The organism is Marinobacter sp. F3R08 (assembly GCF_018860425.1).
GTDB lineage: Bacteria > Pseudomonadota > Gammaproteobacteria > Pseudomonadales > Oleiphilaceae > Marinobacter.
This window is the reverse complement of sequence record NZ_JAHKPI010000014.1, coordinates 709512-724529: the sequence shown is the minus strand read 5'-3', so window position 1 is coordinate 724529 and position 15018 is coordinate 709512. Positions and strand designations below refer to the sequence as shown.

14 protein-coding genes and 1 riboswitch are annotated in these 15018 nt (G+C 57.8%); of the genes, 10 read left to right on the top strand and 4 right to left on the bottom strand.

Going from position 1 to position 15018, the window contains the following annotated elements; genetic code table 11:
- Positions 1-7: 7 nt before the first annotated feature.
- Complete coding sequence (gene pqqA, locus KO499_RS06360; protein ID WP_007153157.1) at positions 8-79, bottom strand: pyrroloquinoline quinone precursor peptide PqqA; 72 nt, start codon at positions 77-79, stop codon at positions 8-10.
- A 261-nt stretch (positions 80-340) separates the two neighbouring features.
- On the opposite strand from pqqA, the gene KO499_RS06355 reads away from it, so the two are divergent.
- Genes KO499_RS06355 through KO499_RS06345 form a run of 3 tightly spaced genes read left to right on the top strand, consistent with a single transcriptional unit; the run spans position 341 to position 2638 of the window.
- Positions 341-982 carry a TetR/AcrR family transcriptional regulator gene (locus KO499_RS06355; protein WP_215982856.1) on the top strand — a complete coding sequence of 214 codons (642 nt, stop codon included), beginning with the start codon at positions 341-343 and terminating at the stop codon, positions 980-982.
- A gap of 50 nt (positions 983-1032) precedes the next feature.
- Complete coding sequence (locus KO499_RS06350) at positions 1033-2016, top strand: MDR family oxidoreductase (protein WP_215982855.1); 984 nt, start codon at positions 1033-1035, stop codon at positions 2014-2016.
- Positions 2017-2059: 43 nt separating this feature from the next.
- Complete coding sequence (locus KO499_RS06345) at positions 2060-2638, top strand: peroxidase-related enzyme (protein ID WP_215982854.1); 579 nt, start codon at positions 2060-2062, stop codon at positions 2636-2638.
- A 200-nt stretch (positions 2639-2838) separates the two neighbouring features.
- Here the strand turns inward: KO499_RS06345 and KO499_RS06340 are convergent, their stop codons facing one another.
- Entirely contained in the window at positions 2839-4359 is a 1521-nt protein-coding gene (locus tag KO499_RS06340) for an aldehyde dehydrogenase family protein (RefSeq protein ID WP_215982853.1), read from the bottom strand.
- A 375-nt stretch (positions 4360-4734) separates the two neighbouring features.
- A riboswitch (guanidine-I (ykkC/yxkD leader) is annotated at positions 4735-4841 on the top strand.
- A 58-nt stretch (positions 4842-4899) separates the two neighbouring features.
- On the opposite strand from KO499_RS06340, the gene KO499_RS06335 reads away from it, so the two are divergent.
- The 5 genes from KO499_RS06335 (at position 4900) to KO499_RS06315 (ending at position 11837) form a co-directional block, all read left to right on the top strand.
- Complete coding sequence (locus KO499_RS06335; RefSeq protein ID WP_215982852.1) at positions 4900-5625, top strand: urea amidolyase associated protein UAAP1; 726 nt, start codon at positions 4900-4902, stop codon at positions 5623-5625.
- A gap of 12 nt (positions 5626-5637) precedes the next feature.
- A complete protein-coding gene (locus tag KO499_RS06330) occupies positions 5638-6276 on the top strand; it encodes an urea amidolyase associated protein UAAP2 (protein ID WP_215982851.1) in 639 nt (212 codons plus the stop codon).
- Complete coding sequence (gene uca / locus KO499_RS06325; protein ID WP_215982850.1) at positions 6267-9893, top strand: urea carboxylase; 3627 nt, start codon at positions 6267-6269, stop codon at positions 9891-9893. Before KO499_RS06330 ends, uca begins: the two co-directional genes overlap by 10 nt.
- A gap of 67 nt (positions 9894-9960) precedes the next feature.
- Positions 9961-11028, top strand: coding sequence for a putative urea ABC transporter substrate-binding protein (locus KO499_RS06320; protein ID WP_215982849.1), 1068 nt, complete (start codon positions 9961-9963; stop codon positions 11026-11028).
- A gap of 197 nt (positions 11029-11225) precedes the next feature.
- Positions 11226-11837 (top strand): TetR family transcriptional regulator, encoded by a 612-nt coding sequence (locus tag KO499_RS06315; protein ID WP_215982848.1) that lies wholly within the window; start codon positions 11226-11228, stop codon positions 11835-11837.
- On the opposite strand, the gene KO499_RS06310 is transcribed toward KO499_RS06315, so the two are convergent.
- Together KO499_RS06310 and KO499_RS06305 are read right to left on the bottom strand one after the other, a co-directional pair.
- On the bottom strand, positions 11820-12710 hold the full coding sequence (locus KO499_RS06310) for a bifunctional transcriptional activator/DNA repair enzyme AdaA (RefSeq protein ID WP_215982847.1): 891 nt from the start codon (positions 12708-12710) through the stop codon (positions 11820-11822). The two genes, KO499_RS06315 and KO499_RS06310, sit on opposite strands and share 18 nt — an antisense overlap.
- 94 nt (positions 12711-12804) lie before the next feature.
- Complete coding sequence (locus KO499_RS06305) at positions 12805-13497, bottom strand: Crp/Fnr family transcriptional regulator (protein WP_215982846.1); 693 nt, start codon at positions 13495-13497, stop codon at positions 12805-12807.
- Positions 13498-13624: 127 nt separating this feature from the next.
- Between KO499_RS06305 and KO499_RS06300 the strand changes: the two genes are divergently transcribed.
- Both KO499_RS06300 and KO499_RS06295 read left to right on the top strand, forming a co-directional pair.
- Positions 13625-14395: a class II aldolase/adducin family protein gene (locus KO499_RS06300; protein ID WP_215982845.1), complete on the top strand. Its 771-nt coding sequence runs from the start codon at positions 13625-13627 to the stop codon at positions 14393-14395.
- Positions 14396-14413: 18 nt separating this feature from the next.
- The gene (locus tag KO499_RS06295) at positions 14414-15010 is read left to right on the top strand and encodes an HD domain-containing protein (protein ID WP_215982844.1); all 597 of its coding nucleotides are present in this window, start codon (positions 14414-14416) and stop codon (positions 15008-15010) included.
- Positions 15011-15018 lie beyond the last annotated feature (8 nt).

Below are 15018 nucleotides of genomic sequence, written 5' to 3'. Positions count from 1 at the left end.
TCCGCTCTCAACGGTTGGCGAAGTACATGGTAACTTCGAAACCGATGCGGAGATCTTCGTAGGCTGGTTTGGTCCACATAATGCTCACCTCTATTGTCATGATTGTTAGCGCATTGGGTGTCAGTACCGGCAATCCCGAGTACACAAACTCATCCTAGCGACAGTCGAACGCACCCCATATGGTACTTTAGCACCGTTTTTTGGCACCACAAGTAGCATCGTCCAGCCTTCGACGTTCGGCCGGAATCGACGGACACATCTCATCTTTTGATTTTAATAGACACCTGGTCTATATTTGCTCTTAATTTAATAGACGACTGGTCTAAATTGAGCAGAGACTATGACCCAGACAGAAAACGTCAAGCGCAAACGGGGCCGCCCCCCAAAGACCGCGAACAACGATTTCCGGGATACCCGCCAGGAACTGATAAAGGTAGGTCTGTCGGTTTTAACTGAACGAGGCTACTCATACACGGGTATCGACGAAATCCTGCGTAAAGCGGGCGTACCAAAGGGCTCGTTCTACCACTACTTCGACAACAAGGAATCTTTTGGCAGGATTCTGATCGAGGCCTACGGCCGGTATTTCGCCGGCAAACTTGATCGCTGGTTTCAAGACCGCACCCTCACTCCCCTTCAGCGCCTCGACGCCTTTGTCGAGGACGCCAAAGCCGGCATGAAGAGGTTCGAGTATCGCCGTGGTTGTCTGATCGGCAATCTCGGACAGGAAATGACCGCCCTCCCCGAAGGTTTCCGGGCACTGCTGCAGGATGTGTTCAGGGACTGGGAGCGCAGGACCGAAGAACTGTTGGCGGAGGCACAGGAAGCCGGCGAGATCTCCCCGGATGTTCAGTGCGAACAGATGTCGCACTTCTTCTGGATTGGCTGGGAAGGCGCGGTGTTGCGCGCAAAGCTGGACCAGTCACCAAAACCACTGGATCGGTTCGCAGAGGGCTTCAGGTCACTGCTGCGTGGCGTCTGATCCGGACCCCAAAACGGCATTTTTCATTACCCCAAGAAATCGGAGGCAATATGTTCAAAGGCATACTCATTGAAGGCGCTCGCGGCGACCAGAAGGTGTCCCTGACATCAATCGAAGAATCCAACCTGCCGGATGGCGATGTCACCGTCGATGTGGCCTTCTCAACCCTGAACTACAAGGATGCTCTGGCCATCACCGGGAAGTCCCCGATCGTAAAACAGTACCCGATGGTTCCCGGGGTCGACTTTGCGGGCACCGTATCCAGCTCCGACCACGCTGACTTCCAGGTCGGTGACAAGGTGGTTCTGAATGGCTGGGGTGTGGGCGAGAAACACTGCGGCGGTCTGGCAGAGAAAGCCCGTGTTTCCGGCGACTGGCTGATTCCTCTACCCGAGGCGTTTTCCCCGAAGCAGGCCATGGCTATCGGAACCGCCGGCTACACCGCCATGCTGTGTGTCATGGCTCTGGAGAAACACGGAGTAACCCCTGATTCCGGAGACATTCTGGTAACCGGGGCAACTGGTGGCGTCGGAAGCGTTGCAGTCGCGTTGCTGGCCAAGCTGGGTTATTCCGTAACCGCAGTGACGGGTCGTTTGGACGAGTCGGATTACCTGAAATCGCTCGGTGCCAACAAGATTCTCGATCGCGCTGACCTGAGTGAACCGGGCAAGCCCCTGGTCCGTGAAACCTGGGCGGGTGCCATTGATGTCGCTGGCGGTCAGGTGCTGGCGAACGTGTGTGCCGGCATGAAATACCGGGGTGTTGTTGCAGCCTGTGGTCTTGCCGCCGGCATGGATTTTCCCGCAACCGTTGCACCGTTCATTCTCCGCGGTGTCACCCTGTGCGGTGTGGACAGTGTGATGGCACCCAAGCAGGAGCGACTCGAAGCCTGGAAGCGCCTGTCGGAAGATCTCGACACCGGTCTGCTCGACAGCATGATCACGGAAATTCCCTTTGAAGATGCCATCGAGGGTGCCAGCCAACTGCTGGACGGCAAGGTTCGTGGGCGCATCGTCGTGCCGGTCGCCGGCTGAACCGAAACTTCTTGAACCATAAAAACGCAGCAAAGGAATTGTTATGAGCTCATCCACCGAACAACCGATAAGCCGCTTCCCGGTTCCGTCACTTGAATCTCTCCCGGATGATATCCGGGAGAAAATTCTCGCGGTTCAGGAAAAGTCGGGATTTATACCGAATGTGTTCCTGGTTCTGGCGAACCGTCCCGCCGAATTCCGGGCATTTTTTGACTATCACGATGCCCTGATGGAGAAAGACAGCAATCTCACCAAAGGTGAGCGTGAGATGATTGTCGTTGCCACCAGCAATCTGAACCAGTGTCAGTACTGCGTGATCGCTCACGGCGCCATCCTTCGCATACGTGAAAAGAATCCACAGATTGCAGATCAGGTGGCCGTAAATTACCGCAAGGCCGATATCACCGAGCGCCAGAAAGCCATGCTCGATTTCGCGGTAAAAGTCTCACAGAACGCTCACGAAGTGGGGGACGCCGACTTCAACGAACTCAAGCGCCACGGCTTCAATGATGAGGATATCTGGGATATCTCCGGCATTGCCTCATTCTTCGGGCTTTCCAACCGGATGGCAAACGTAACAAACATGCGTCCGAACGCCGAGTTCTACGCTCTGGGTCGCTAAAGCCTGAGGACGGGACAGCTGCGTTTTCCGCGCCTGTCGCCATAAAAAAAGGCCCTGGGAAGGGCCGAAAGAGAGTGACAGAAAAACCCGAACTCTCGTCAGAGAGTCGCCCCGGCAACACGCCGGGGCATGAAGGTGCACATCCACTGTGCTGACTCACAGGCGGGCCCGTGTGGGAGGCCCGCCTACCGCTCACCGATTCAGAAGAAACCCAGCGGGTTGGTGTCGTAGCTGGTCAGCATGCACTTGGTCTGCTGATAATGCTCGAGCGCCATTTTGTGGGTTTCACGACCAACGCCAGACTTCTTGTAGCCACCGAAGGCCGCGTGTGCCGGGTAGGCGTGGTAGCAGTTCATCCAGACCCGACCGGCCTGAATGTTCCGACCCATGCGATAGGCTAGATTGGTGTCACGGGTCCAGACGCCCGCACCCAGACCAAACTCGGTGTCGTTGGCGATGGCCAGGGCCTCTTCCTCGGTCTTGAAGGTGGTAACACCCACGACCGGCCCGAAGATTTCTTCCTGGAATACGCGCATCTTGTTGTCGCCCTTGAACAGGGTCGGCTGGATGTAGAAGCCGTTGTTGAATTCTTCATCCAGATGCTCACGGTCGCCACCGGTAAGAACCACGGCGCCCTCTTCCTTACCAATGGCAAGGTAGGACATGATCTTGTCGAATTGCTCCTTGGACGCCTGGGCGCCTACCTGAACGTCGGTATCCAGCGGGTTACCACGCTTGATGGCCTTGGTACGCTCAACCACTTTCTGCATGAATTCTTCGAACATGTCTTCCTGAACCAGCGCCCGTGACGGACAGGTGCAGACTTCACCCTGGTTGAAGAACGCCAGAACCAGACCTTCAACACACTTGTCCACGAATTCCGGCTCGGCCTTCATGACGTCAGAGAAGTAGATGTTCGGTGATTTTCCGCCCAGCTCAACAGTAGACGGAATGATATTCTCGGCAGCGCACTTCAGGATGTGGGAGCCAACCGGCGTGGAGCCGGTGAAGGCAATCTTGGCGATGCGCTTGCTGGTGGCCAGTGCCTGACCAGCCTCAATGCCATAACCGTTGACGATGTTCAGCACGCCCGGTGGCAGCAGGTCGCCAATGATTTCCATCAGCACCAGGATGCTGGCAGGCGTCTGCTCGGCCGGCTTGAGCACGGTGCAGTTACCGGCTGCCAGGCAAGGCCCCAGTTTCCAGGCCGCCATCAGGATCGGGAAGTTCCAGGGAATGATCTGGCCAACCACGCCCAGCGGCTCGTGGAAATGATACGCCACGGTATTGTGGTCGATCTCACCCATATGGCCTTCCTGGGAACGGAGACAGCCGGCAAAGTAACGGAAATGATCCGCCGCCAGAGGGATGTCGGCGTTCAGGGTTTCACGAACAGCCTTGCCGTTATCCCAGGTTTCGGCAACCGCGATTTTCTCGAGATTGGCTTCGATGCGATCAGCAATCTTCAGCAGGATGTTGGAACGCTCGGTGGGAGAGGTCTTGCCCCAGGCAGGTGCTGCCTTGTGGGCGGCATCCAGAGCGAGCTCGATATCTTCGGCGCTGGAACGCGGAATCTCACAGATAACGTCACCGGTTACCGGCGTGATGTTCTCAAAATACTGACCCTTTACCGGTGCAACCCACTCGCCACCGATGTAGTTCTCGTAACGGGATTTGAAAGAAACGACGGAGCCATCCTTTCCTGGTTGTGCGTAGATCATGATCTCGACCTCTTGTTGTGTTTGTCGCAGGGCAACGCGGCCTTTCGCGCTTACCCAATCAATGTAGACCCCAATCCGCGATCTTTGAATGATGCGATGGAGGCGAAAAACTCCTCCCTTGGTAGTAGATGGCCGGAAGGCTGTATCAGCCCTGCCCTCGTGCCGAAACGGCCCCCGACAAATAAATGCACAGAAAAGCCTCTGATCAACGCACCAGGATAGTGCGGCCGCCCGAAAAAGAAGCACCTCTATTCAGGGCGATCAACAAAAACCTAATAAAAACAGACGTCTGAAAATTGGCATGGTCTCTGCAGATACCCACCTACGCAGCGAGAAGTCGGTTACTGAAACCACAATCAAAGCGCCACAATCTGACCAATGGTCAACTAGGGTTCCGGTCTGCCATCAACCAATGCAGACGACTGGTCCGAGAGTTGACGACCTTTTCCAAGGTTACACGGCGGGACAAAAGCCCGGGAGGATCGCTCAGTTACTGACGCCTCTCGCTTTTTTTATGTCTCAAACCAAGAGGAAAAGGTCATGTTGCAAACCGCAGCCCCCCTTTACGACGATCTGATTCCCGGCGGATCCCACTGGTCCTTTGTCATGCGCCGCGGCAACGTGCTGCGCCTGATTGACGAAACCGGCGGCGCCAACGCCGGCATGCTGATGTACAACCCCGAGAACCCGCTCGAACGCTACAACATGCCGGACACCCTGAAAAATCAGCATACGTTCCTGCTGACCAAAGGCCATGTGCTGCTCTCGGACATGGGCCGCGTCTTCGCCTCCATCATTCGCGATGACCTGGGCTGGCACGACACCGTTGCCGGTACCTGCAACGCTGATCTGGTAGAGCAGCGCTGGGGCAAAAAGACCTATCAAGAAGCCCATAACCACTACCATCGCAACGGCATCACCAGTTTCCTGAACGAACTTGCCAAGTATGGTCTGGGCAAGAAAGACCTGACCGCCAACCTGAACTGGTTCAGCAAGGTAAAAACCGATGACGACGGCAACATGGCCTTCGATCAGGGCCACTCCCATGCCGGTGCCACTGTGGACCTTCGCTTCGAGATGGACACGATTGTAGTGCTGCATACCTGTCCGCACCCGATGAACCCGGCCAGCGAGTACCCGGGTCACCCTGTCCGTTACCAGCTCTTCAAGGCGGCGCCGCTAACCGACGCCGATCCCTGCAAGACCTCGTCACCGGAGGCCACCCGGGCCTTCGCCAATACAGCCCTGTACCACCAATTCCAGTAACGGAGGCCGGATATGATCAAGCAAAGCACACTGAACCCCGAACATGCCGCCTTCCGTGAAACCGTGCCGGCCGGCGAATATTTCCTGAAAGTGGTGAAAGCCGGCGAGACCATTCGCATCCTGGATCTGGAAGGCAACCAGGCCGCCGACACCCTGTTCTACAACGCCCATAACCCCACCGAGCGTTACAGCGTCACAGACACCATCCGTGAGCAGGGCAACGTTTACCTGACGGCCGGCTCAAAGCTGATGTCCTCGGAAAACAACGTAATGCTGGAAATCACCGCCGACACCTGCGGCCGCCACGATACTCTCGGCGGCGCCTGTGCAGCGGAGAGCAACACCACCCGTTATGCCCTCGAGAAAAAGTGCATGCATGCCTGCCGCGACAGCTGGCTGGTGGCCGTCGCCGAGCACGATGAACTCGGCATGACCAAACGGGACATCACCCCCAACATCAACTTCTTTATGAACGTGCCGGTAACCGCCAACGGCGGCCTGACCTTTGCCGATGGTATTTCCGATGCCGGCAAGTACGTGGAACTGGAAGCCCGGATGGATGTGCTGGTGATGATTTCCAACTGTCCGCAACTCAACAACCCCTGCAACGGCTGGGATCCGACACCCATTGAGGTGCTGGTATGGAGCTGAGCGGCAAGTTCGACAAAGTCCTGATCGCCAACCGGGGAGCCATTGCCTGCCGGGTGATCCGCACCCTGCGGGCCATGGGCCTGACCTCGGTGGTGGTTTACGCTGAAGCGGATGCCGACTCCCTCCATGTGCGCCAGGCCGACGAAGCCTGGCCTCTGGGCGAAGGTCCGGCAGCCACAACCTATCTGGACCAGGACAAGCTGTTTGACGTAATCCGCAAGAGCGGTGCCGGCGCTATCCATCCTGGTTACGGCTTCCTGAGCGAGAACGCCGACTTTGCCCGCCGCTGCGACGCCGAAGGCGTGGTGTTTCTGGGCCCCACGCCCGAACAGATGGAGCAGTTCGGCCTCAAGCATACCGCCCGGGCCCTGGCAGAGAGTGCCGGCGTGCCCCTGCTGCCCGGCACGGGATTGCTGACAGACCTGGATCAGGCCCTGGAGGCTGCCGGGACCATCGGCTACCCGGTGATGCTGAAAAGCACGGCCGGCGGCGGAGGCATTGGCATGTCCCGCTGCTACAGCGATGAGGATCTGCTCAAAAGCTTTGAATCTGTCCAGCGTCTGAGCCAGAACAATTTCAGCAACAATGGCGTGTTCCTGGAGAAATTCGTGGAACACGCCCGGCACATCGAAGTTCAGTTGTTCGGCGATGGCAAAGGCCAGGTGGTGGCTCTGGGCGAGCGTGACTGTTCAGCCCAGCGCCGCAACCAGAAAGTAATTGAAGAAGCCCCGGCCCCGGGCCTGACCGACGACGTCCGGACCCGCATGCACGCCACTGCCCGCCAACTGGGAGAGCGCATCGCATACCGCAGTGCCGGCACCGTGGAATTCATCTACGATCCGGACACCACCGAGTTCTATTTCCTGGAAGTGAATACCCGCTTGCAGGTGGAGCATGGTGTGACAGAGCAGGTATACGATGTCGACCTGGTGCGCTGGATGGTGGAACTGGGCGCCGGTACCCTGGCGAACCTGGCTGAGCTGGGCGACAGCCTGACCGCCTCCGGTCATGCCATTCAGGCCCGGATTTATGCCGAGGACCCCAATAAAGACTTCCAGCCCGGTGCCGGATTGCTGACGAACGTGGCCTGGCCTGAGGAAGACGGTCTCCGGATTGACACCTGGATCCAGCCCGGCACCGAAGTGTCGCCACTGTATGATCCCATGCTTGCCAAGGTGATCGTGCACGAACAGGATCGTGAATCGGCCCGCCAGCGCCTGATACAGGCTCTGGATGCCAGCCAGCTCTACGGCATTGAAACCAACCTGATGTATGTTCGTCAGGTACTGGACGATTCCCGTTTTGCCGAAGGCCGTCTGTTCACCCGCACCCTCAACGAATTCGATTATCGACCGGCGACGGTGGACGTCGTTACCGGTGGCACCCTGACCACCATTCAGGATTACCCCGGCCGCATTGGCTATTGGGAAATCGGTGTACCGCCATCCGGCCCTTTTGACAGTTACTCATTCCGGCTGGGGAACCGCTTGCTGGGCAATCCGGAGGGCGCGCCCGGCCTGGAAATCACCCTGAAAGGGCCCGTTCTCCGCTTCAATCGCGCCGCCCAGATTTGCCTGACCGGAGCAGCCCTGGAAGCCACACTGGACGACGAGCCGATCGAATTCTGGCAGGTCATCGACGTGCCCGCCGGCGCCACCCTGAAACTGGGCGCCACGACCGCCGACGGCGCCCGCGCCTATGTGCTGTTCCGGGGCGGCCTGGACTGCCCGGAATACCTGACGTCCTGCAGCACCTTTACGCTCGGACAGTTTGGTGGCCATTGTGGCCGGGCCCTTCGGGCCGGTGATGTGCTGGCTCTGGCCGACGCTGAACCGACGCACTCGACGATCCTGCCCGCCGAGCTGAAACCGGCCATCGGGAAAACCTGGAAGCTGCATGTTACCTATGGGCCCCATGGCGCGCCGGACTATTTCACCGGTGAAGATATCCGTACTTTCTTCGCCAGCGAGTGGGAAATCCATTACAACTCCAGCCGCACCGGGGTGCGACTGATCGGGCCGAAACCGGAGTGGGCTCGCAGCGACGGCGGTGAGGCCGGCATGCACCCCTCGAACATCCACGACAATGCCTACGCTGTCGGCACCGTGGACTTCACCGGCGATATGCCGGTGATTCTGGGACCCGATGGTCCCAGTCTGGGCGGCTTTGTCTGTCCGGTAACGGTCATCAGTGCCGACCTCTGGAAACTGGGCCAGCTGAAGGCCGGTGACAAGGTGCAGTTTGTGCCGGTCAGCCAGGAGCAGGCAGTTGCCCTGAGGGCATCCCTGGATAACACCGTAGCCACGCTGACCACAGCGTCCACGAATGTCACACCCATTGAACCGAACACCCCGATTCTGGAGTCGCTGAGCCCCGCCGACCACGAAACCGGCGTGGTGTATCGGGCCGCCGGAGACAACTATGTGCTGGTGGAATACGGCCCCATGGAGCTGGATATCCGCCTGCGTTTCCGGGCCCATGCCCTGATGCTGTGGCTGCGCGAGCAGGCACATGACGCCATTCTGGAACTGACCCCCGGCATCCGCTCCCTGCAGGTGCACTACGACAGCCAGAAACTGACCCAGCGAGCGCTCCTGGACCTGCTGATCAGTGCCGAGACAGCGCTGGAAAAGCAACCGGAATGGGATGTACCCGCACGCATCGTGCACCTGCCGCTGTCCTGGGATGACGAGGCCTGCCAGACCGCCATCGCCAAATACATGCAGTCCGTGCGCAAGGACGCCCCCTGGTGCCCGAGCAACCTGGAATTTATTCGCCGCATCAACGGCCTGGATAGCATCGACGACGTCAAACAGACCGTCTTTGACGCGAGCTACCTGGTCATGGGGCTGGGCGACGTCTATCTCGGTGCGCCGGTGGCAACCCCCCTGGATCCCCGCCATCGGCTGGTGACCACCAAGTACAATCCGGCCCGCACCTGGACCGCAGAAAACTCGGTGGGTATCGGCGGCGCCTACTTGTGCATCTACGGTATGGAAGGGCCTGGCGGTTATCAGTTTGTTGGCCGAACCCTGCAGATGTGGAACCGCTACCGCACGACCGATGTCTTCGAAGCCGGCAAGCCCTGGCTGCTGCGATTCTTCGATCAGGTTCGTTTCTATGAAGTCAGCGCTGACGAACTGCAACAGATTCGCCGGGACTTTCCGAACGGCGACTACCCGATCCGTATTGAGGAAACCCGTTTCAACCTGAAGGACTACGAACGGTTCCTGGAGAACAACAACGACGAGATACAGACCTTCACAGACAAGCGCAAACAGGCCTTCGATGAGGAACTGCAACGCTGGATCGAGTCGGGCCAGATCAACTTCAGTTCCGAGGCGCCAATTGAAGCGACCGGCGAGGACGATACGGCCACCCTGCCTGCGGGCCAGCATGCGGTAGAAAGCCATGTCGCCGGTAACCTCTGGGAGTGTCTGGTGAAGTCCGGCGATACCATCGAGGCGCAGCGCCCGGTGGCCATTATTGAATCCATGAAAATGGAAATCGAGCTGTTGAGCCCGGTGAGCGGCCGCGTGGTCGAGGTGCGCCGGGAAGCAGGTCAGGCGGTCGCCCCGGGAACACCTGTGGTGGTTGTCGAAGAGATCAACGAATAATACAAGTAACCGTAAAACCTTGAACGAACACAACGGTAAACACGGGCAAGGCCCGAGGAGAGACACCATGAAAACACGCAACTTCAGTAAAAAACTTGCGGCTGGTCTGCTCACGGCCTCCCTGTCCATGGGTGCAATGGCCGAGGAGAAGGATTCCTTCAGCATCGCCTGGACCATCTACGCAGGCTGGGTGCCCTGGCAGTACGCTGAAGACTTCGGAATCATGAAAAAGTGGGCAGACAAGTACGATATCGACGTGGACATCGTGCAGGTCAACGACTACATCGAGTCCATCAACCAGTTCACCGCCGGCCAGTTTGACGGCGTGGTCGCCACCAGCATGGACGGTCTGTCGATCCCGGCGGCTTCCGGAGTGGACACCACTGCCCTGATCGTCGGGGATTACTCGAATGCCAACGATGGCATGGTATCCAAAGATGCGAAATCCATTGCCGACCTCGAAGGCGAGACCGTGCACCTGGTCGAGCTCTCGGTTTCCCATTATCTGCTGGTTCGCGCGCTGAACACCGTGGGTCTGGAAGAGCGTGACATCAATATTGTGAACATCTCGGACGCCGACCTGGTCTCTGCCTTCCAGACCGACGACGTGCGTCACGTTGCCACCTGGAACCCGCTGTTGGCCGAAGTGGAAGCCTATCCCGGCGCCACCAAGCTGTTCGATTCCAGCCAGATCCCGGGCCACATCAAAGATCTGACACTGGTCAATACGGAAACACTGGCCGACAACCCGAAACTGGGTAAGGCCCTTGCTGGAGCCTGGTACGAGACCATGAGCATTCTTGAGTCCGACACCCCTGAAGGTGCCGAGGCCCGTGCGTTCCTTGGTGAACTGTCAGGCACTGACCAGGAAGGTTATGAGGCCCAGCTGGCCGGTATGAAGATGTTCTGGAAGCCGCAGATGTCTGTGGACTTCATCAACAGCGACGAAGCCCACAAGGCGATGGACAGCGTCCGTCAGTTCTCCTTTGACAAGGGTCTGCTGGGCCAGGGTGCCATGAGCCCGGACTTTGTCGGCATCGAGTTCCCGGATGGTTCTGTCATGGGTGACGAAGCCAACGTTAAGCTCCGGTTCAACGACAGCTACATGCAGATGGCGGCGGATGGCGAGATCTGACCAGGCCGCAACGCAATCCTTGCAACAGCGGGCACGAACATTCGTGCCCGTTTTTGTTTAAAATTCGCGGGTAGGTGTGGGTTGGTTTTCAAAAACTGTGCAGAACCCAGGCGTCACAGGGATGTGCCATAAGGAGCCCGCTTTGAAAGCCTCACACACCGCCCCCAAACACCCAGGTCAGACGGAAGAAAGTAACAATGCGCCGTACCAAGGAAGATGCCGAGAAAACCCGCCAAACTGTTCTGGAGGCGGCGTTAAAGCTGTTCAGTCGGGATGGTTACTCCCTGACAACCTTGAGCCGAATCGCCAAAGAAGCAGGTTGCAGTCGTGGGCCTATTTACTGGCATTTTGAGAACAAGGACGATTTATACGAGGCCGTTATGGCCTACTCCTCGGAACCGCTGGAAGCACTGGTCGCCGAATGCGCCTCGATGCGTGACACCCCGATAGAGGCCATGGATCTTTTCCTTGATCGCTGGCTGGGATTGCTGGCCAATGACCGGAAGTATCGACAATCGTTCGAGATTCTCCTGAATAAAACCGAACTGACCGACGCCATGAGCCGGACGCTGAAGCGAGAGCGGGCGTTGACCGGGTCTATCATTGCCATGTTCAGAGATCTGGTTGGCCAGGCCGGCCAGCTGGATCTGATAAACACCCCGGAAGATCCCGATGATCTGGGGCTGCTCAGTTATACCTACCTGATGGGCATTACCCAGACCTGGCTGTTTGCCCCCAAGCTGTTCTCTCTGAAGCAGGAAGCCGCTTTTTTCAAGCGACAGTTCTGGGTGTTACTCGGACGGAGCTGAGCGTTCTTTCTCGAGCAATCGCTGTTTTCGTTCCAGGCCCCAGCGGTAGCCACCGAGAGAGCCGTCACTTCGCAAAACCCTGTGACAGGGAATCAGTACGGCGATACGGTTGCGTCCGCACGCGGAGGCCACAGCGCGTACGGCTTTCGGTTCCCCCAGTCGCCTTGCCAGTTCCGTGTAGCTCACCACTTCGCCTTCCCGAACGCTTAACAGGAGTTTCCAGACTCGGGTCTGGAACGCCGTGCCGCGAATATCGAGAGGCACGTCAGGGCGGGGCATATTTGCACACAGGTGTTGATCCAGCGCCATCATCCAGCTGTCCAGTTCCACCGATTCGCTGGCCCGGGAGGGGGCAAGGCTGGCTTTCGGGAACTCTTTCTTCAGCTGCTCAAGCAAGGCCTCCTCATGCTCACCAAACTCGGCGAAACAAACCCCCTGATCGGTGGCCGCCATCATCAATAAACCGAAGATGGTTTCCCGGCAGGCATAGGCAATGATCTCGCCTTCACCGCCTTTGCCATAACGCGAGGGAGCCATGCCGACCTGTCGTTCCGGCTTGCCGTATACCCGGCTGACCGAACCAAAACCGGCATCGTATATGGCATCGGTCACCGTTTGACCATGTGTGAGAGCCTGCTTGAACGTTCTGAAGCGCAACGCATCCTGATAAGCCTTTGGCGAAACGCCGAAGGTTTTCTTGAACGCCCTTTGCACATGGGATGTCGAAAGCCCGATAAAGTCTGCCAGGTCTTCTAGTCTGAGGTTGTCATGCGGGCGGCTTTCTATATACCGGGCCAGTGCAACCATTCGGTCTGCCACACTGGCAGACAGCTCCGGTTCAGGTGCCACCGTCAAACGTTCACTCTGAGCCATCTGAGGATTCCTTTATCCGCATCCGAACATTCCGTGAAAGGATGCGCGTTCACTGCCGGCGCCGCCATCCGTTTCTTGTTGTCATCAAACCTGATCAATCCAGCGATTGAATATGAGCCTGCAACTCACGGGGGCTGCAAACCGTGATCTGTCCGTAGCTGAGCGCCAGTAGACCAAGATGCTCCAGATCCTTGATGCGACTGTGCACCCCTTGCCGGGTCATGCCCATCATGTTGGCCAACTGTTCCCGTGTCAGTTTCAGAATAACCGGTTCCGAGGATGCCGTAGGCACACCCTGGATTTCGGCCAGAAACAGCAAGCGCCGACCAATCCGTGCAGTCACGCCTCGCAGGGCGTCGTCCTCAATGATCGACATGGCGGACCAAAGTCGCCGGCTGACAAGATCCAGTGCAACCGAATAACTTTCGGGGTACCTTGCCATGAGTTTGCGAAACCCCTCACCCGGCAGCTCAACGATAACCGCATCGTCGTGAGCCGTGGCGCCATAGACTCTCGGCATACCTGGCGAGAACACGGTGTCCCCGAACCAGGATCCGGAATCGAAAATAATCAGTGTCGCCTCGCGACCCGCCGCATTGACCGAATTGATTCGCACAGTCCCACTGGCAATTACGCAGAGTGTTGACTGCATGGACCCCCGGTCATAAATGGGATCTCCTGCACTGAAATGTCGGATTCTGGCCATGGCAGCCCCTTCGAGGAAGGCCTCCTCCGGGAACCCCGCCAACAATGGACAGGAACGCATCACAACCTCAACGTCTGGCATCGACGACTTCAATCTCCTGGTGACTCATTCCAAGAATGTAAACTAATTGACAGTCTGTTGGCCATCAATCGGCCTAGACTCGGACAAGTCCATTCCAACAACAACCGGATTCCCGGAGGCCATAAGCATGTCTGAACCCTTGTCGATTCCATCCAAAAAAGAACGGGTAAGCGCCGAAGAGTGGCAACTGCGCGTCGATCTGGCCGCCGCCTACCGCCTGATTGCCCTCTACGGCTGGGACGATCTGATTTTCACCCATATTTCCCTTCGGATTCCTGGTGACGAGCACCATTTTCTGATCAACCCTTACGGCATGATGTTCGAGGAGATCACCGCCTCCAGCCTGGTCCGCATCGATCAGGAAGGGAACAAGGTCGATCCTGATGATTTCGATATAAACCCGGCCGGATTCACCATTCACAGCGCCATCCATGCCGTTCGTGAGGATGCAGCCTGTGTGATGCACACCCACACCACCGCGGGTGTGGCGGTCTCAGCGCAGAAAGAGGGGTTGCTGCCGCTGTCCCAGCAGAGCCTGTTTCCGCTGTCCGGATTGGCATACCACGACTACGAAGGCGTGGCACTGAGGGAAGATGAGAAGGCTCGCCTGCAGGCAGATCTCGGCCACAGCCAGTTTATGATCCTGCGGAACCACGGCCTGTTGACCACAGGCTCCACTGTGGCCGACGCCTTCCTGGGAATGTACATCCTTCAGCGCGCGTGCGAGGTTCAGATCCAGGCCATGTCCGGTGGGCAGCCGTTGGTCCGGATCCCTGACGGCATTCTCAGTTCAATCCGGGAACAGGCAAAGAAAGTCACCAGGGGCATGGGGGGCAATCTCGCCTGGCCAGGACTGCTGCGAAAACTGGATCGGATTGATCCGGGATTCAGAGAGTAATGAGGGAGAACAGACAGCATGACTGACATCAACGCCCCGCAGGCGCAGTTCAAGCATATGAAAGATGGTACCGCCGAGGACTGGCAGACCATTGCACAGTCATTCGGACAGTTTGCAAAAGGACTTCCAGACCGGATTCTGGGACATCTGAAGCTACTGGAAGGCGACTTCGGCGGCTTCCCGATTGACCGGCTCTCTCATTGCCTCCAGACCGCCACCCTTGCCTATAGAGATGGCAAGGACGACGAGTACGTGGTTTGCGCCTTGCTGCACGATATTGGCGATACGCTTGGTAGCTACAACCATGCAGATGTGGCCGCCGTGCTTCTGGAGCCTTTTGTCAGTGAAGCCAACCACTGGATGGTGAAACACCACGCGATCTTCCAGGGCTATTACTTCTTTCATTACCTGGGCATGGACCGGGACATGCGTAATCAGTACCGGGACCATCCCCACTTCAGACGTACCATTGAATTTGTCAGCAAATACGACTCCCCGGCTTTTGATCCGGAGGGCGAGACCCTGCCACTGGAATTCTTCGAACCCATGGTGCGCAGGGTCTTGGCCAGGCCGGTCAAGTCGATCTACAAGGACGCAGAGGTCGCCACCGAATAAGCAATCGG